Genomic DNA, 17,788 nt, shown 5'->3' on the forward strand with positions numbered 1-17,788 from the left:
TGCCGGGGATGCGTGCCTGGCCGGTGTGAAAGGATCGGCGCCGTGTTGCGCTGGATCACCGCAGGAGAGTCACACGGCCCCGCGCTGGTGGGCGTGCTGGAAGGCATGGTCGCCGGTGTGTCGGTCACCACCGAGGACCTCTCGGTCCAACTGGCCCGCCGCAGGCTCGGCTTCGGCCGCAGCCCGCGCATGGACTTCGAGACCGACCAGGTGGAGTTCCTCGGCGGCCTGCGCCACGGGCTCACCCAGGGCGGCCCGGTGGCGGTGCGCATCGCCAACGCGGAGTGGCCCAAGTGGGAGAAGGTGATGGCGGCCGACCCGGTCGACCCCGCCGAACTGGAGGGCTCGGCCCGCAACGCGCCGCTGACCCGGCCCCGCCCCGGCCACGCGGACCTGCCCGGCATGCAGAAGTACGGCTTCACCGAGGCGCGGCCCGTGCTGGAGCGGGCCAGCGCCAGGGAGACCGCCGAGCGGGTCGCGCTGGGCACGGTGGCCCGCAACTTCCTGCGCCAGGTGCTCAACGCCGAGGTGCTCAGCCACGTGGTGTCCATCGGGGCCGCCGAGTGCTCCCCGGACGCCCCGCTGCCCAGGCCCGAGGACCTGGCCGCCATCGACGAGAACCCGGTGCGGGCCTTCGACCCCGCGGGCACCGAGGCCATGGTCGAGGAGGTGGAGGCCGCCAAGAAGGACGGGGACACGCTCGGCGGGGTGATCGAGGCGATCGTCTACGGCCTGCCGCCGGGCCTGGGCTCGCACGTGCACTGGGACCGCAGGCTGGACGCCCGCCTGGCCGGCGCCCTGATGGGCATCCAGGCGATGAAGGGGGTCGAGGTCGGCGACGGCTTCACCACCGCGCGCCGCCGGGGCAGCCAGGCGCACGACGAGATCGACCGCGGCCCCGGGGTGTCCGGGGTGACGCGGCGCTCCAACCGGGCCGGTGGCCTGGAGGGCGGCATCACCAACGGCGAGCCGCTGCGGGTCCGCGTGGCCATGAAGCCGATCTCCACGGTGCCGCGCGCACTGGCCACTGTGGACGTCACCACCGGCGAGCCCGCCGTGGCGATCCACCAGCGTTCGGACATCTGCGCGGTCCCGCGCGCCGGGGTCGTGGTGGAGTCGGTCGTGGCGCTGGTGCTGGCCGACGCGGTGCTGGAGAAGTTCGGCGGCGACTCGCTGTCGGAGACCCGGCACAACGTCGAGGGCTACCTCAAGTCCTTGCAGGATCGCTGGTGAGTCCCAGGGCCGTCGTGGTCGGGCCGCCCGGTGCGGGCAAGACCACCGTCGGGGAACTGCTCGCCGCGGAGCTGGGCCTGCCCTTCCGGGACGTGGACGCCGACATCGTCCGCACCGTGGGCAAGCCGATCTCCGACATCTTCACCCAGGACGGCGAGCAGGAGTTCCGGCGCATCGAGGAGCAGGCGGTGCTCGCCGCGCTGGCCGAGCACGACGGGGTGCTGGCGCTGGGCGGGGGAGCGGTGCTGTCCGCGGCGACCCGGCTGCTGCTGGCCGACCATCCGGTGGTCTACCTCAGCGTGTGCATGGCCGAGGGCGTGCGCCGCACGGGCCTGGCCGCGAACCGGCCGCTGCTGGTCGGGGTGAACCCGCGCGCGACGTTCAAGGCGCTGCTGGACGCCAGGGTGCCGCTCTACCAAGAGGTGGCCACCGTGGAGGTGGACACCGACGGCCGCGAACCCGACGAGGTGGTGCGGGCCGTGATCGAGGCGCTGACTGGCCAGGGAGGACAGTGATGGCCCAGGAACCGGTCCGCATCCGGGTCGCCGCCGAGCGGCCCTACGAGGTGCTGGTGGGCCGCGGCCTGCTCGGTGAGCTGGTGGAGGTGCTGACCGGCACGCCCACCGTGGCGATCCTGCACCAGCCGACGCTGACCGCGACCGCCGAGGTGGTACGCGAGGAGCTGGCCGCGGCCGGCATCGACGCGCACCGGGTGGAGCTCCCCGACGCCGAGGACGGCAAGGCGCTGGCGGTGGCGGGGTTCTGCTGGGAGGTGCTGGGCCGCATCGGCCTGGACCGCACCGGGGCCGTGGTGGCGCTGGGCGGCGGGGCGACCACCGACCTGGCCGGGTTCGTGGCGGGCACCTGGCTGCGCGGGGTCCGCGTGGTGCACGTGCCGACCACCCTGCTGGGCATGGTGGACGCCGCGGTGGGCGGCAAGGCGGGCATCAACACCGAGGCGGGCAAGAACCTGGTCGGGGTGTTCCACGAACCGGCCGCCGTGCTGGTGGACCTGGCCACGCTGGAGACCTTGCCCGCCAACGAACTCGTCGCGGGCATGGCCGAGGTGGTCAAGGCCGGGTTCCTGGCCGATCCGCGCATCCTGGAGCTGATCGAGGCCGACCCGAAGGCCGCCGTGGACCCCACCGGTGAGGTGATCGGCGAGCTGGTCTGCCGCGCGATCCGGTACAAGGCCGAGGTGGTGTCCGGGGACCTGCGCGAGTCGGGGCAGCGGGAGTTCCTCAACTACGGGCACACCCTGGGCCACGCCATCGAGCGCCGCGAGCGCTACCGCTGGCGGCACGGGGCCGCGGTCAGCGTGGGCCTGGTGTTCGCCGCCGAGCTGGCCAGGCTGGCGGGTCGGCTGGACGACGCCACCGCGGACCGGCACCACAGCGTGCTGACCGCGCTGGGGCTGCCCACCGCCTACGAGCCCGGTGCGCTGCCCCAGCTCATGGAGGGCATGCGCAACGACAAGAAGACCCGCGCGGGCATGCTGCGTTTCGTGGTGCTGGACGGGCTGGCCAAGCCGGGCCGGCTGGAGGGCCCGGACCCGAGCCTGATCGCCGCGGCCTACTCGGTGATCGCGGGCGAGGACACCGCGGATCGGCCGGTGCTGCTGTGAGGGTGCTCGTGCTCAACGGGCCGAACCTGGGACGGCTCGGCACCAGGGAGCCCGAGGTCTACGGCTCCACCACCTACGCGGACCTGGTCGAGCTGTGCCGCCGCGAGGCCGCCGAACTGGGCGTCGAGGTGGACGTGCGGCAGACCGACCACGAGGGCGAGATGCTCGGCTGGCTGCACGAGGCCGCCGACTCGGGCACCCCCGTGGTGCTCAACCCGGCCGCGTGGACGCATTACTCGATCGCCGTGCGGGACGCCTGCTCGCAGCTGACCGCGCCACTGGTCGAGGTGCACATCTCCAACGTGCACAAGCGCGAGGAGTTCCGCCAGCACAGCTACATCTCGGCGGTCGCGGACGGCACGATCCTGGGCCTGGGCGTGCAGGGTTACGCCCTGGCGCTGCGCTGGATCGCGACGCACCCCGCGTAACTCACACGGGTGGGTGGGGTCCCTAGACTGGACCGGCACATCCCTCACCCACTCGTGGAGGTCCGCCCGGGCATGCCGATCCGACCGCATCGGAGGGTGAGCGGCGCGGTGGCCGCCGTGCTGCTGCTGGCCGCCTGCGGCAACGCCGAGGGAACGCCCCAGCCGGGGCCCCGCGTGGAGGGGGTGCAGCCCACGGCGCAGGCCCCGGCCCCCGCGCTGCTGGCCACCGACCGGGTGCGCAGCAGCCCCGGCGTGATCGTCTCCGGCGGGCCTGACGCCCCGTACAACTACGGCCCCACCGTGCTGGTGGACGACGGCTCGTACCGGATGTGGTGGTGCAGCCAGCTGCCCGGGGTCGGCGTGCCCGGGGACGACGTGCTCTCCGCGAGCGCGCCCGCGCTGGACGGGCCGTACGGCGCGCCCACCGTGGACCTGCACGGCGGCGGCTCGGGCTTCGACGCCAAGCACACCTGCGACCCGTCGGTGATCAAGGTCAGCGGCTCCTACTACCTGTACTACACCGGCGCGGCCGGGGAGCAGCCCTTCGGCAACTCCATCGGGCTGATCACCAGCGCGGACGGGGTGCACTGGACCAAGCTGGGCCACCCCGTGGTCGAGCCGTCCATGCAGGTACACGGGGAGAACACCTACGGCGCGGGCCAGCCCTCCGCGCTGTACCTGGACGGCTGGGTGTACCTGATGTTCACCGACACCACGGGCGCGGCGGCCGGTCCCAAGGGCACCGGCCAGTTCGTGCTGCGCTCGAAGGACCCGACCTTCGCCACCGGCACCCAGGCGCTCACCCCGAACGGGTTCGCCGAGGTGTCCGGCACGCGCTCGGCCCGGACCACCTCGATCTCGGACAGCAACAGCTCCGACTGGATGTGGGTGGACGCCCTCAACGCCTTCGCCGTGGCCCACGAGGCGCTGAACCAGGGCACCGTCATCACCTTCTGGAACCGGGACTTCACCGCGCACCCGTACGGGGACGTGCTGGTGGCCGGGCCGTGGCAGGAGGGCGCGGGCCTGGTGCGCAGGGCCGACGGGCACGCGCCCGCCTCGGCCCAGGACCGCTGCGGGCGGGTGCCGATCGACCTGGTGCGCGCCGTGCGCGAGACCAGCGCGCCCACCGACCTGACCCACTTCGGCCTGGACCTGCTCGGGGTGCACGCCTGCCAGCCGCCCGCGACCCTCGACGGGGTCGCCATGCCCAGCTCCGACCGCACGATCGACCTCGTGCTGGCCGGGCACCGGGTGCGGGTGGACCGCCGCGCGGTGGCCGAGCAGTTGGCCGTGCGCGTGCTGGACGAGCCGGTGCCCTCGGCCGAGGCGCTGCCCCTGGCGGGCCGCATCGCGCCGGGGGTGCCCGCCCTGCACGCCCCGAACCGGCCCTACGGGCTGGTGCTGGACGGCAGGCTCTGGCCGGTCGGTCCGGACCCGGTCGTGGTGCGGGCCAACTCCTCGCCGGTCACCGAGACCAGCGACCAGCAGTGGGACGCCTACCCCAAGGGGCTAGACCTCACGGTGCTGCGCGACTGACCTGCGCCCCACCAGGCGGCCCAGGCCCAGGCCGAGCACCGCGGGCACCAGCACCAGCAGAGCGGTGAACGCGGCGCCACCGGTGATCGCCGCCCACACCGACTCCACCCCGGTCTGGTCCACCAGCAGGCCCTGCAACAGCACGCCGAGCACCCCGGAGACCGGCCCGGCCAGCAGCGCGGCCCTGAACCACTCCATGGCGGGCCGCTCCAGGCCGCGCCAGGCGTCCAGTCCGGCCCAGAACACGGCCACGCCCACCAGCAGGCCCAGCGACACCGGGCGCAGCACCGACAGCCAGTCCGGGTGTGCCGCGCGCAGCGCCGCCACCCCGGTCTGCACCAGCGCGTGCACCGCCGCGACGACAGCCCCGCGCACCAGCCAAGCTCGCATCAGGCCAGCCTAGGCGGTCGGCGCCGATCTCCCCAGGTACACTTCCAGCCTTGAGCACGACCTGATCCCGGCCGCGTGCCGGCGGGCTGGTCGGTGCCGACCAACCCCCGGGCCAGCCTCTGGCGGCCGACCACGACTACAGGAGAGACCACCACCGTGGCCACCACCAACGACCTCAAGAACGGCCTGGTGCTCAACCTCGACGGCCAGCTGTGGACCGTCGTCGAGTTCCAGCACGTCAAGCCGGGCAAGGGCGGTGCGTTCGTGCGCACCAAGCTCAAGCACGTGCTGTCCGGCAAGGTGGTGGACAAGACCTTCAACGCGGGCACGAAGGTCGAGACCGCGACCGTGGACAAGCGCTCCATGACCTTCCTGTACAAGGAGGGTACGGACTTCGTGTTCATGGACACCGACACGTACGACCAGATCAACGTGCCCGCGGCGACCGTGTCCGACGCGGCCAACTACATGCTGGAGAACACCGACGCCGTGGTGGCCGTGCACGAGGGCACCCCGCTGTTCGTGGAGCTGTCCACCTCGGTGGAGCTGCTCATCCAGCACACCGACCCGGGCCTGCAGGGCGACCGCTCCACCGGTGGCACCAAGCCCGCCACCCTGGAGACCGGCGCCGAGATCCAGGTGCCGCTGTTCGTCACCACCGGCGAGAAGGTCAAGGTGGACACCCGCGACGGTCGCTACCTCGGCCGGGTCTCCAGCTGACATGGGTGCACGCAGCAAGGCCCGCAAGCGTGCGGTCGACGTCCTCTACGAGGCGGACCTGCGCGGGGCCGACGCGGTGACCCTGCTCTCCGAGCGGGTCGGGTCGCCGGACGTGCCGCCGGTCAACGACTACACCATCTCGCTGGTGGAGGGCGTGACCGCGCACCGTTCCCGGATCGACGAGCTGCTCTCCGAGCACGCCGAGGGCTGGACCCTGGCCCGCATGCCCGCGGTGGACCGCGCCGTGCTGCGCATGGGCGTCTACGAGCTGCTGTGGGTCTCCGACGTGCCGGACGCGGTAGCCATCGACGAGGCCGTGGAACTGGCCAAGGCACTGTCCACGGACGACTCGCCGCGGTTCGTCAACGGCGTGCTGGACAGCATCGCGCGCATCGCTGAGCACCTCAGGGCCGCGCTCTAGTACGAGGCGGCGGCGAAAGCGGCGTCATCCCCTCCGCGGATGACGCCGCTTTCGCGCGACATGCTCAATCCTCCTTGGACGGCCGTGCCTCGGGCGGCAGCACGCCCCAGTCGATCAGCTGCTCGGTCAGCTCGCCCGGGGTCATGTCGTAGATGATCGCCAGCGAGCGCAGGTCCTCGGTGCGGATGGACAGCACCTTGCCGTTGTAGTCCCCGCGCTGGCTCTGGATGGTGGCCGCGTAGCGGGCCAGCGGGCCCACCTTCTCCGCGGGCAGCTGCTGGAGCCGCTCCAGGTTTATCACGATCTTGGTGGCCGGTTCGGCACCGGAGGGCACCCGGCCCTCGGGCAGCAGCTCGGCTACCGGAACCCCGTAGAAGTCGGCCAGCTCGGCCAGCTTCTGCACGGTGACAGCGCGATCGCCCCGCTCGTACGAGCCGACGACGACGGCCTTCCAGCGACCGCCGGACTTCTGCTCGACGCCATGCAGTGACAATCCCTGCTGCTGGCGGATGGCGCGGAGCTTGGCCCCCAGCGCCTTGGCGTAATCGCCCATGTGGCGGTTCTCCGTTCATTCGCCCCGTCGGCCGGTAGCCATGACCGCGGGAAGCCTCAGATCAATACGCAGAGTAATGGTCGCTCGCTGTCGTCACCAGGTCAAGCTGATGTCACTGCGTCATGCGGGGGAGGAGTGCCTTACCACCCGGAAGGGCTACAGAGCGTGGCTGGTAGCGTAGCCGCCGAGCTCGGCAAACGCCGGGCTGACACGACGTCCTTTAAGGACCCGTCCGGTGAGGCGGGGAAGGAGGTCCACCGTGGCGCCGCGTGTTCGCGGCGCGGCGGACCCGGCTGACGAGCGCGAGCTGCTCTCAGCCGGTGACGTCGCGCGCACGATCGCCCGAATGGCCCATCAGGTCATCGAGAAGACCGCACTGGACGGCCCGGCAGGCCGCTCGGTCGTGCTGCTGGGTATTCCCAGCAGGGGGACCCCGCTGGCACACCGCCTCGCCGACCGGATCGCCGAGTTCTCCGGCGTGCGGGTTGGTGTCGGTTCCCTCGACGTGACCCTCTACCGCGACGACCTGCGGCGCAGGCCCAACCGCCCGCTGGAGTCCACCACCCTGCCCGAGGGTGGCATCGACGACAGCCTCGTGGTGCTGGTCGACGACGTGCTGTTCTCCGGCCGGACCATCCGCGCCGCCCTCGACGCCCTGCGCGACGCGGGCCGTCCCAGCGCCGTGCAGCTCGCGGTGCTGGTCGACCGGGGTCACCGGGAACTGCCCATCCGCGCGGACTACGTGGGCAAGAACGTGCCCACCGCCCGCAGCGAGGACGTCGCCGTGAGCCTGTCCGAACTCGACGGCAGGGACGGCGTGTTCCTGCGACGGGGAGCAAGTTCGTGAAACATCTGCTGTCCACAGACGGCCTGGATCCGGCCACCGCCACGGCGGTGCTGGACACCGCCGACACGCTCAAGCGCACGCTGCTGGGCCGCGAGGTCCGCAAGCTGCCCACGTTGCGCGGGCGGACCGTGGTCACCCTGTTCTACGAGAACTCCACCCGCACCCGCGTGTCCTTCGAGGTCGCGGGCAAGTGGATGAGCGCCGACGTCATCAACGTCTCGGCGGGCGGCTCCTCGGTGAACAAGGGCGAGTCCCTGCGCGACACCGCGCTGACCCTGTCCGCGGCCGGGGCCGACCTGGTGATCGTGCGGCACCCCGCCTCGGGCGCGGCGCACCGGCTGGCGAGCTGGCTGGAGGGCACCGGCACCGCCGTGGTCAACGCCGGGGACGGCACGCACGAGCACCCGACCCAGGCCCTGCTGGACGCGGCGACCCTGCGGGAGCGGCTCGGGGAGATCTCCGGGCGCCGCATCGCCATCGTCGGGGACGTGCTGCACAGCCGGGTCGCGCGCTCCAACGTGCACCTGCTGGCCGCGCTGGGCGCCGAGGTGGTGCTGGTGGCCCCGCCGACCCTGCTGCCCACCGGGGTGCACAGCTGGCCCGTCACGGTGTCGCACGACCTGGACTCCGAGCTGCCCGCGCTGGACGCGGTGATGCTGCTGCGCGTCCAGGCCGAGCGCATGCACGGCGGTTTCTTCCCGTCGGCGCGCGAGTACTCGATCGCCTACGGCCTCAACGAACGCAGGCTCGCCCTGCTGCCAGAGCACGCCGTCGTGCTGCACCCGGGGCCCATGCTGCGCGGCATGGAGATCGCCTCCGCGGTGGCCGACTCCCCGCGTGCCGCCATCACCGACCAGGTCCGCAACGGGGTGCACGTCCGCATGGCCGTGCTGTACCACCTGCTTGCGGGAGAGGAGGAAGCGGCGTGAACAGCCCGCTGCTGATCAAGGCCGTCCGGCTCTACGGCGAGGGTGATCCCGTCGACGTGCTGGTCCGCGACGGGGTCATCGTCGAGATCGGACAGTGGCTGGACGCCGCGAGCACCCAGGACCTCGACGGGGTCCGGGTCCTCGACGCCGACGGGCTGGTCGCCCTGCCCGGCTTCGTGGACCTGCACACGCACCTGCGCGAGCCGGGCCGCGAGGACACCGAGACCATCGCCACCGGCTCGGCCGCCGCCGCGCTGGGCGGCTACACGGCCGTGTTCGCCATGGCCAACACCGACCCGGTCGCCGACAACGCCGTGGTCGTGGAGCACGTGTGGCGCCGGGGCCGCGAGGTCGGCCTGGTCGACGTGCACCCGGTGGGCGCGGTGACGGTCGGCCTCAAGGGCGAGAAGCTCGCCGAGCTGGGCACCATGGCCGCCAGCAAGGCCGGGGTGCGCGTGTTCTCCGACGACGGCCTGTGCGTGGCCGACCCGCTGATCATGCGCCGCGCCCTGGAGTACACCCGCTCGCTGGACGCCGTGATCGCCCAGCACGCCGAGGAGCCCCGGCTGACCGTGGGCGCCCAGGCGCACGAGGGGGAGCGCGCCGCCCGCCTGGGCCTGGCCGGGTGGCCCGCCGCCGCCGAGGAGTCGATCGTGGCCCGGGACTGCCTGCTGGCCAAGCAGGTCGACGCCCGGCTGCACGTCTGCCACGTGTCCACCTCGGGCACCGTGGACGTGCTGCGCTGGGCCAAGGCGCGCGGCACCAAGGTCTCCGCCGAGGTGACCCCGCACCACCTGCTGCTCACCGACGAGCGGCTGGAGGGCTACGACCCGGTCAACAAGGTCAACCCGCCGCTGCGCACCGAGTCCGACGTGCAGGTGCTGCGCGAGGCGCTGGCCGAGGGCGTGCTGGACTGTGTGGCCACCGACCACGCGCCACACGCCGTGCAGGACAAGGACTGCGAGTGGTCCGCGGCCCGGCCCGGCATGCTCGGTCTGCAGACCGCGCTGTCCATTGTGGTCAAGACCCTGGTGCGGCCCGGGCTGCTGGACTGGCGCGGCGTGGCCAGGGTGATGAGCGAGCGGCCCGCCGAGATCGCTGGGCTGCCCGACCAGGGCCGCCCGCTGGCCGTGGGCGAACCGGCCACGCTGGTACTGGTCGACCCGAGGGCGCACTGGGTGGTGCGCGGCGCGGAGCTGGCCAGCATCTCCGGCAACACCCCGTTCGAGGGCATGGAGTTGCCCGCCGTGGTGCACACCACCATGCTGCGCGGGCGGGTCACCGTGACCGAGGGGAAGGTGCAGTCGTGATCAGGGCGCTGCTGGTGCTCGCGGTGTTCGTGTTCTTCGCGCTGTGCGTGTTCGGGATGTGGTGGGGCTACCGCAACCGTGCCCGCCACCAGGCCGCGGTGCTGCCGAGCTTCCCGCCCGTGCCCGCCGACCTCGGCGAGGAACTGCTGCCCGCGGCGACCGGGGTGTACGTCAGCACGGTGACCGACGCCAGCTGGCAGGACCGCGTGGCCGTCGGCGACCTGGGCTTCCGGTCCGAGGCCACGCTGCGGCTGTACCCGCAGGGCCTGCTGTTCGACCGGGTCGGCGCCGAGCCGGTGTGGGTCCCGGTGGACGCGGTGCGCGAGGCCAACGTGGGGCAGGGCCTCGCGGGCAAGGTCATGTTCAGCGGTGACGGCCTGCTGATCGTCCGGTGGGAACTGGACGGCACAGTGCTCGACAGCGGTTTCCGCGGTGACGACAAGGACGTGTACGAGCAGTGGGTTGCCGCGCTCCGGCAGCTCGCTGGCAATCCGGGTGTGGGAGGTGGCGCGCGATGAGCGTGCGCGAGCAGGCTGCATTGGTACTGGAGGACGGCAGGGTCTTTCGTGGTGAGGCGTATGGGGCTGTCGGTGCCACGGTGGGTGAGGCGGTGTTCTGTACCGGTATGACCGGGTATCAGGAGACGTTGACTGATCCGTCCTATCACCGGCAGATCGTGGTGGCGACCGCGCCGCAGATCGGGAACACCGGGTGGAACGACGAGGATGACGAGTCCGCGCGGATCTGGGTCTCCGGCTATGTGGTGCGTGACCCCGCGCGGGTGCCCTCGAACTGGCGGTCGCGGCGCTCGCTGGACTCCGAGTTGGAGCGCCAGGGCGTGGTGGGCATCAGCGGGGTGGACACCCGTACCCTGACCCGGCACCTGCGCGAGCGCGGCGCCATGCGCTCAGGCGTCTTCTCCGGCGCTGAGTTGTCCGATGTGGACACCATGGTGGGGCGGGTGCAGGCCAGCCCCCAGATGGCCGGGGCGGACCTGGCCGGGGACGTCACCACCCCCGAGCCCTACGTGATCCCCGCCGTCGGGGAGCGCCGGTTCCGGGTGGCGGCGCTGGACCTGGGGATCAAGGCGAACACGCCTCGGTTGATGGCCGCCCGGGGTATCGAGGTGCACGTGCTGCCGCTGAAGTCCACTGTGGAGGATCTGCTCGCGGTGTCCCCGGACGGGGTGTTCCTGTCCAACGGTCCCGGTGACCCGGCGACCATGGACCACGCCGTGGCGGTGACCCGGCAGGTGCTGGAGCGGCGGTTGCCGTTGTTCGGGATCTGTTTCGGCAACCAGATCCTCGGGCGTGCGTTGGGCCGGGAGACCTACAAGATGCGGTACGGGCATCGGGGTATCAACATCCCGGTGATCGACACCGCTACCGGCAAGGTGGCGATCACGGCGCAGAACCATGGCTTCGCTCTGGAGGGCGAGCCCGGTGAGGTGTTCGACACCCCCTACGGGTCCGCGGTGGTCAGCCACTACTGCCCCAACGACAACACCGTGGAGGGCCTGCGCTGCCAGGAAGTGCCCGCCTTCTCCGTGCAGTACCACCCCGAGGCGGCCGCGGGCCCGCACGACGCCGCCCCGCTGTTCGATGAGTTCGTGACCCTGATGGAGCAGGCTCGATGACCGGACCGGCTCCCGACCTCCGGCAGATCGAGCACCTGCGGATACGCAACTACCGGGCTCTCAAGGACCTCACCCTTGGCGGGCTGACCCCGGTGACCGCGTTGCTCGGCCCGAACGGCAGTGGCAAGTCCACGGTGTTCGACGCCCTCGCGTTCCTCCAAGAGGCGTTCACCAAGGGCTTGGCCGAGGCGTTGGGGCGACGTGGCGGAATCGCGGAGTTGCGCACCAGGGGAGCCGAAGAGCCGATCAGCATCGAGCTCGGTTACCGTGACTCGGGGCGCGAGGAGTCCTTCGTCTACAGGATCGACGTTGATGAGGAAGAGGGCTCGCCCGTTGTGGTGCGGGAGACGCTGGTCTCCACTGAGGGCACCGTGTGGCTCGACTTCACCCGGGGCGACGGCCACGTGCTCGCCGAGGCAGTGGACACCGAGGAACCCGCCGAGGATATCGAGCACATGGTGCTGGGCGGGCCGGCGGTGCTGGCCGCGGCCGCACTCGGTCAGCTCGCCCGGTACCGGAGTGCTGTCGGCCTCAGTCACCGCGTCGCCCGGTTGCAGGTGTCCAGCCCCGATGTCGAGCGGATCCGCGTCAGCACGCCCAGTCGCACTCCCGAGGTGTTGTCCTCGAGCGGGGACAACCTCGCGAGCGTGGTCCAGCGCTTGCAGACACGCCGACCGGAAGTGTGGGAGTCCATCCTGCGTTCCCTGCGGCGCTACGTCCCGACGCTGCGGGACGTCATCCCTGAGCGGCTCGGTGACGGGCGGTGGATCGTGCTGGTCAGCGAGTACGGCGTGGACCAGCCGATCCTGCCCGAGCACGTCTCGGACGGCACGCTCAAGCTGCTCGGCTACCTGGTGGCAGTGCACAGCGAGGCCTGGGTCCTGTTGCTGGAGGAGCCGGAGAACCACGTCCACCCCCAGGTCCACTACAGGTTGGCCGAGGACCTCAGGTTGTCGGACCAGCCCGGTCAGGTCCTCGTCGCCACGCACTCGTCCTACTTCGTGGACGCGCTGCGGCCGGAGGAGGTCTGGGTGTTCTATCGCGACGAGCAGGGGTACACGCAGGCTCGCCGTGCCGCCGACCTGCCCGAACTCATGGCGATGGTGGAGGCGGGCGGACTGCTCGGAAGCCTGTGGACGGAAGGGTTCTTCGGGCTCGGCGACCCCCTGACCAGGTCCGGGCGACCGCGGTGAGCCATCTCGCTGTCGCCCTGGCGATCCTGGTCGAGGAGCCGTCGGCCAAAGTGGCCCTGGACGTCCTCGTTCCCAGGATCGTGCCGGGAACGTCCTTCTCGGTCCAGGACTTCCGGGGTAAGCCCGACCTGCTCAAGCGGTTGCCGGGTGTCTTCCGCGGTCTCGCGATCAGGATGTCTTGGGAGGAGATCAGGATCGTCGTCCTCGTCGACCGCGACGACGACAACTGCGTCGAGCTCAAGCAGGTGCTTGCCGACTGCGCGGCCGAAGCGGGATTGCCACAGCACGTCGTGCTCAAGCGGATCGTCGTGGACGAGCTGGAGGCCTGGTTCTTCGGCGACGTGCCCGCCCTGTGCGCCGCCTACCCCAGGGTGTCACGGGACCTGGCCGGACAGGTGAAGTACCGCGATCCGGAGGAGATTCCCGGCAAGGCGTCCAAGGCACTGGAGCACCTCCTGCAGTCCAGTGGCTACCACCCGCGCAAGCTCGCCAAGGTCCGGGCTGCCACTGACATCGCCGAGCACATGGACGTCGAGTCCAACCGCTCCAAGAGTTTTCAGGTTTTCCGCGACGGGCTCCGTCGCCTGGTAAGTGAGGGATCCCATGCCCAAGAGGACTGATATCGCGCACGTGCTGGTGATCGGCTCGGGGCCGATCGTGATCGGGCAGGCGTGTGAGTTCGACTACTCGGGCACCCAGGCCTGCCGGGTGCTACGGGAGGAGGGCCTGCGGGTATCGCTGGTCAACTCCAACCCGGCCACGATCATGACCGACCCGGAGTTCGCCGACGCCACCTACATCGAACCGATCACCCCGGAGTTCGTGGAGAAGGTCATCGCCGCGGAGCGCCCGGACGCGATCCTGGCGACCCTGGGCGGGCAGACCGCGTTGAACACCGCGGTGGCCCTGCACGAGCGCGGGGTGCTGGACAAGTACGCCGTCGAGCTGATCGGCGCGGACATCGACGCGATCCAGCGGGGTGAGGACCGGCAACTGTTCAAGGACATCGTCCGCTCGATCGGCGCCGAGGTCCCCCGCTCCTCGGTCTGTAAGTCCATGGAGGAGGTCCGGGCCACCGTCGCCGAACTGGGCCTGCCGGTGGTGATCCGGCCCTCGTTCACCATGGGCGGCCTGGGCTCCGGGATGGCCCACACCCCGGAGGAGTTGGAGCGGCTGGCCTCGGTGGGCCTGGCCGAGTCCCCGGTCACCGAGGTGTTGATCGAGGAGAGCGTGCTGGGGTGGAAGGAGTACGAACTCGAGCTGATGCGCGACCGCAACGACAACGTGGTCGTGATCTGCTCGATCGAGAACATCGACCCGATGGGGGTGCATACCGGGGACTCGGTGACCGTGGCCCCGGCGATGACCCTGACCGACCGCGAGTTCCAGCACATGCGCGATGTCGGTATCCAGGTCATTCGCGCGGTGGGGGTGGATACCGGGGGCTGTAACATCCAGTTCGCGTTCCACCCGCAGACCGGGCGGATGGTCGTCATCGAGATGAACCCCCGCGTCTCCCGCTCCTCGGCGTTGGCGTCGAAGGCGACGGGGTTCCCGATCGCCAAGATCGCCGCGAAGCTGGCCATCGGCTACACCCTGGACGAGATCCGCAACGACATCACCGGCCAGACCCCGGCCAGTTTCGAGCCGACCCTGGACTATGTGGTGGTCAAGGTCCCGCGGTTCGCGTTCGAGAAGTTCCCCGGCGCCGACCCCACCCTGACCACCACCATGAAATCGGTGGGCGAGGCGATGTCGATCGGCCGGAACTTCAGCGAGGCGCTGAACAAGGCGCTGCGGTCGATGGAAACGAAGGCGACCGGGTTCTGGACCCGCCCCGACCCCGACACCACCACCCTCGCGGGCACCCTGGAGGCCCTGCGCACCGGGCACGACGGCCGCCTGTACACCGTGGAGCGGGCCCTACGCCTGGGCGCCACCGTGCAGCAGGTGCACGAGGCCTCCGGCATCGACCCCTGGTTCATCGACCAGATCGCCGCCCTGGTGGAGTTGCGCGCGGAACTGGTCGGCGCCCCGGTGCTGGATGAGGCCCTGTTGCGGCGGGCGAAGCGGGCGGGGTTGTCGGATCCGCAGATCGCGGCGTTGCGCCCGGAGCTGGCCGGGGAGGACGGGGTCCGCACCCTGCGCCACCGGCTGGGGGTGCGGCCGGTGTTCAAGACCGTGGACACCTGCGCCGCCGAGTTCGCCGCCCACACCCCGTACCACTACTCGGCCTACGAGTCCGACCCGGCGGCGGAGTCGGAGGTCAGCGTGCAGCGGGAGCGGCCCAAGGTGCTGATCCTGGGCTCGGGCCCCAACCGGATCGGGCAGGGCATCGAGTTCGACTACTCCTGTGTGCACGCGGCGATGGAGTTGCGGCGCGCGGGCTATGAGACGGTGATGGTCAACTGCAACCCGGAGACCGTGTCCACCGACTACGACACCTCCGACCGCCTGTATTTCGAGCCGTTGACCTTCGAGGACGTCCTGGAAGTCGTCCACGCCGAACGCCAGTCCGGCACCGTCGCCGGGGTCATCGTCCAGTTGGGCGGACAGACCCCCCTGGGCCTGGCGCAGCGCCTGGCCGACGCCGGAGTCCCGGTGGTGGGCACCAGCCCGGAGGCCATCCACCTGGCCGAGGACCGGGGGGCGTTCGGGGACCTGCTCACCAGCGCGGGGTTGCCCGCGCCGAAGTACGGCACCGCGACCTCCTTCGCCGGGGCGAAGCGGATCGCCGATGAGATCGGGTACCCGGTGCTGGTGCGGCCCTCCTACGTGCTGGGCGGGCGCGGCATGGAGATCGTCTACGACGAGGCCAGCCTGGCCGGGTACATCGCGCGGGCCACCGAGGTCTCCCCGGAACACCCGGTGCTGGTGGACCGGTTCCTCGATGACGCCATCGAGATCGACGTCGACGCCCTGTGCGACGGCACGGAGGTGTTTTTGGGTGGGGTGATGGAGCATATCGAGGAGGCCGGGATCCACTCCGGGGACTCCTCCTGCGCCCTGCCCCCGATCACCCTGGGCCGCACCGACCTCGACGCCGTCCGCCGGAGTACGGAGGCCATCGCGCACGGCATCGGGGTCCGCGGGCTGCTCAATGTGCAGTACGCCCTCAAGGACGACGTGCTGTATGTGTTGGAGGCCAACCCGCGGGCGTCGCGCACGGTGCCGTTCGTGTCCAAGGCCACCGCGGTGCCGTTGGCCAAGGCGGCGGCGCGGATCGCGTTGGGTGCCAGCATCGCCGAGCTGCGCGCGGAGGGTCTGCTGCCCGCCGGCGATGGGGCGGATCTGCCGGCGGATTCCCCGGTGGCGGTGAAGGAGGCGGTGTTGCCCTTCCACCGGTTCCGCACCCCCGAGGGCCACGGCGTGGACTCGTTGTTGGGGCCGGAGATGAAGTCCACCGGCGAGGTGATGGGCATCGATTTCTCCTTCGGGCAGGCCTTCGCCAAGTCCCAGACCGCCTCCTACGGGTCGCTGCCCACCAGTGGGCGGGTGTTCGTGTCGGTGGCCAACCGGGACAAGCGGGCGATGGTGTTCCCGGTGAAACGGTTGGCGGATCTGGGGTTCGAGGTGTTGGCGACCTCGGGCACCGCGGAGGTGCTGCGGCGTAACGGGATCGCGTGCACGGTGGTCCGCAAGCATTTCGAGGGTGAGGGCACCATCGTGGACGAGATCCTCGCCGGGCGGGTGGAGATGGTGATCAACACCCCGTATGGCAACCACGGCCCCCGCGTGGATGGCTACGAAATCCGCACCGCCGCCGTCGCCCGCGACATCCCCTGCATCACCACCGTTTCCGGTGCCGCCGCCGCCGTGCACGGCATCGAGGCGCTGATCCGCGGGGACATCGGCGTGCGGTCCCTGCAGTCCCTGCAGGAGCGGCTGCGGGACGGCCGGGCATGAGGGCGCCGTTCGGGGCCAGGCTGACCGAGCGGGTGGCCGAGCGCGGGCCGCTGTGCGTGGGCATCGACCCGCACCCCGGCCTGCTCACCGACTGGGGCCTGACCGTGGACGCGGCCGGGCTGGAGCGGTTCGCGCTGACCTGCGTGGAGGCCTTCGCCGGGGAGGTCGCCGTGGTCAAGCCGCAGTCGGCCTTCTTCGAGGCGCACGGCTCGCGCGGCGTCGCGGTGCTGGAGCGCGTGCTGGCCGAGACGGCCCAGGCCGGGGCGCTGACCCTGCTGGACGTCAAGCGGGGCGACATCGGCACCACGATGGCCGCCTACGCCCAGGCCTACCTGGCCGAGGGCTCCCCGCTGGCCGCCGACGCGATCACCGTCTCGCCGTACCTGGGCTTCGGCTCGCTGGACCCGGCACTGGACCTGGCCGGGCAGACCGGGCGCGGGATCTTCGTGCTCGCGCTGACCTCCAACCCGGAGGGTGCCTCCGTTCAGCGCGCGGTAGACACCACTGGGCGCACGACCGCGCAGGCCGTAGTGGACGCCGCGGCGGCCCGCAACGCCGGTTCGGTACCGCTCGGCTCGGTCGGACTGGTGGTCGGCGCTACCGTCGGACGGAGTGGTCTCGACCTCTCGGCGCTCAACGGGCCCCTCCTGGCGCCTGGTTTCGGCGCCCAGGGGGCCACCGCGGCCGATCTCCGGGCCGTTTTCGGCGACACGCTGCCCGCCGTTCTGCCCGCCTCCTCGCGCGACGTGCTCCGGCACGGGCCCGATGTGGCGGCCCTGCGCGCGGCGGCGCTGCGCACGGGGGAGTCCGTCGCGCAGTTGCTCTGATCCGGTGTCAGGCAGGGGGCTTTGGGGACACGCTGCGTCCCCAAAGCCCCTTGTCAGCACGCCCGGAAGTGCAGAAATCACGATCTTGGACCGCTATGTCGTGCCTCATAGCACACGCTCTGTGTAGCCCGCATCACCGGAGGCGGTGATCAGGCTGTCGGGGGTACTTGGTAGTACTTCCTCCACGTCGCGATTCCCGATTCCACGCCAGGAACACCCAACCGGGTGGGTC

General features: G+C 71.3%; 18 protein-coding genes. 16 read left to right on the top strand and 2 right to left on the bottom strand.

Annotated elements, in window-relative coordinates; translation table 11 throughout:
* The first annotated feature begins 42 nt into the window (after positions 1-42).
* The 5 genes from aroC (at position 43) to KALB_RS13590 (ending at position 4,824) form a co-directional block, all read left to right on the top strand.
* Positions 43-1,233, top strand: a complete 1,191-nt coding sequence (aroC, locus tag KALB_RS13570) for a chorismate synthase (protein ID WP_025356260.1) — start codon at positions 43-45, stop codon at positions 1,231-1,233.
* The gene (locus KALB_RS13575; protein ID WP_025356261.1) at positions 1,230-1,748 is read left to right on the top strand and encodes a shikimate kinase; all 519 of its coding nucleotides are present in this window, start codon (positions 1,230-1,232) and stop codon (positions 1,746-1,748) included. The genes aroC and KALB_RS13575 overlap by 4 nt, the downstream gene beginning before the upstream one ends.
* The gene (aroB, locus tag KALB_RS13580) at positions 1,748-2,857 is read left to right on the top strand and encodes a 3-dehydroquinate synthase (RefSeq protein ID WP_025356262.1); all 1,110 of its coding nucleotides are present in this window, start codon (positions 1,748-1,750) and stop codon (positions 2,855-2,857) included. Before KALB_RS13575 ends, aroB begins: the two co-directional genes overlap by 1 nt.
* Positions 2,854-3,285, top strand: coding sequence for a type II 3-dehydroquinate dehydratase (gene aroQ, locus KALB_RS13585; RefSeq protein WP_025356263.1), 432 nt, complete (start codon positions 2,854-2,856; stop codon positions 3,283-3,285). Before aroB ends, aroQ begins: the two co-directional genes overlap by 4 nt.
* A gap of 96 nt (positions 3,286-3,381) precedes the next feature.
* Positions 3,382-4,824 (top strand): glycoside hydrolase family protein, encoded by a 1,443-nt coding sequence (locus KALB_RS13590; protein ID WP_236650251.1) that lies wholly within the window; start codon positions 3,382-3,384, stop codon positions 4,822-4,824.
* On the opposite strand, the gene KALB_RS13595 is transcribed toward KALB_RS13590, so the two are convergent.
* Positions 4,798-5,214 carry a B-4DMT family transporter gene (locus tag KALB_RS13595; protein ID WP_025356265.1) on the bottom strand — a complete coding sequence of 139 codons (417 nt, stop codon included), beginning with the start codon at positions 5,212-5,214 and terminating at the stop codon, positions 4,798-4,800. The genes KALB_RS13590 and KALB_RS13595 overlap by 27 nt on opposite strands.
* Before the next feature lie 156 nt (positions 5,215-5,370).
* On the opposite strand from KALB_RS13595, the gene efp reads away from it, so the two are divergent.
* Together efp and nusB are read left to right on the top strand one after the other, a co-directional pair.
* Complete coding sequence (gene efp / locus KALB_RS13600; protein ID WP_025356266.1) at positions 5,371-5,934, top strand: elongation factor P; 564 nt, start codon at positions 5,371-5,373, stop codon at positions 5,932-5,934.
* 1 nt (position 5,935) lies between these two features.
* Positions 5,936-6,355 carry a transcription antitermination factor NusB gene (gene nusB / locus KALB_RS13605; RefSeq protein ID WP_025356267.1) on the top strand — a complete coding sequence of 140 codons (420 nt, stop codon included), beginning with the start codon at positions 5,936-5,938 and terminating at the stop codon, positions 6,353-6,355.
* 64 nt (positions 6,356-6,419) lie between these two features.
* Here nusB and bldD read toward each other — a convergent pair whose 3' ends face one another.
* Positions 6,420-6,908, bottom strand: coding sequence for a transcriptional regulator BldD (bldD, locus tag KALB_RS13610; protein WP_015803953.1), 489 nt, complete (start codon positions 6,906-6,908; stop codon positions 6,420-6,422).
* Between the two features lie 259 nt (positions 6,909-7,167).
* Here bldD and pyrR point away from each other — a divergent pair, with 259 nt between their 5' ends.
* The 9 genes from pyrR to pyrF are packed head-to-tail and all read left to right on the top strand — an operon-like array spanning position 7,168 to position 17,556.
* Positions 7,168-7,755 carry a bifunctional pyr operon transcriptional regulator/uracil phosphoribosyltransferase PyrR gene (pyrR, locus tag KALB_RS13615; RefSeq protein WP_025356268.1) on the top strand — a complete coding sequence of 196 codons (588 nt, stop codon included), beginning with the start codon at positions 7,168-7,170 and terminating at the stop codon, positions 7,753-7,755.
* On the top strand, positions 7,752-8,684 hold the full coding sequence (locus tag KALB_RS13620; RefSeq protein ID WP_025356269.1) for an aspartate carbamoyltransferase catalytic subunit: 933 nt from the start codon (positions 7,752-7,754) through the stop codon (positions 8,682-8,684). The genes pyrR and KALB_RS13620 overlap by 4 nt, the downstream gene beginning before the upstream one ends.
* A complete protein-coding gene (locus KALB_RS13625) occupies positions 8,681-9,994 on the top strand; it encodes a dihydroorotase (protein WP_025356270.1) in 1,314 nt (437 codons plus the stop codon). The genes KALB_RS13620 and KALB_RS13625 overlap by 4 nt, the downstream gene beginning before the upstream one ends.
* Positions 9,991-10,512, top strand: a complete 522-nt coding sequence (locus tag KALB_RS13630; protein ID WP_025356271.1) for a PH-like domain-containing protein — start codon at positions 9,991-9,993, stop codon at positions 10,510-10,512. Before KALB_RS13625 ends, KALB_RS13630 begins: the two co-directional genes overlap by 4 nt.
* Positions 10,509-11,630: a glutamine-hydrolyzing carbamoyl-phosphate synthase small subunit gene (gene carA / locus KALB_RS13635; RefSeq protein ID WP_025356272.1), complete on the top strand. Its 1,122-nt coding sequence runs from the start codon at positions 10,509-10,511 to the stop codon at positions 11,628-11,630. Before KALB_RS13630 ends, carA begins: the two co-directional genes overlap by 4 nt.
* A complete protein-coding gene (locus tag KALB_RS13640; RefSeq protein ID WP_025356273.1) occupies positions 11,627-12,823 on the top strand; it encodes an AAA family ATPase in 1,197 nt (398 codons plus the stop codon). Before carA ends, KALB_RS13640 begins: the two co-directional genes overlap by 4 nt.
* Complete coding sequence (locus KALB_RS13645) at positions 12,820-13,443, top strand: DUF4276 family protein (RefSeq protein WP_025356274.1); 624 nt, start codon at positions 12,820-12,822, stop codon at positions 13,441-13,443. Before KALB_RS13640 ends, KALB_RS13645 begins: the two co-directional genes overlap by 4 nt.
* Positions 13,427-16,729 (top strand): carbamoyl-phosphate synthase large subunit, encoded by a 3,303-nt coding sequence (gene carB, locus KALB_RS13650; protein WP_025356275.1) that lies wholly within the window; start codon positions 13,427-13,429, stop codon positions 16,727-16,729. The genes KALB_RS13645 and carB overlap by 17 nt, the downstream gene beginning before the upstream one ends.
* Positions 16,726-17,556, top strand: coding sequence for an orotidine-5'-phosphate decarboxylase (gene pyrF / locus KALB_RS13655; protein WP_025356276.1), 831 nt, complete (start codon positions 16,726-16,728; stop codon positions 17,554-17,556). Before carB ends, pyrF begins: the two co-directional genes overlap by 4 nt.
* The last annotated feature ends 232 nt before the right edge of the window (positions 17,557-17,788 follow it).

The sequence above is a fragment of the Kutzneria viridogrisea DSM 43870 genome, from assembly GCF_000525635.1.
Lineage (GTDB): Bacteria > Actinomycetota > Actinomycetes > Mycobacteriales > Pseudonocardiaceae > Kutzneria > Kutzneria viridogrisea.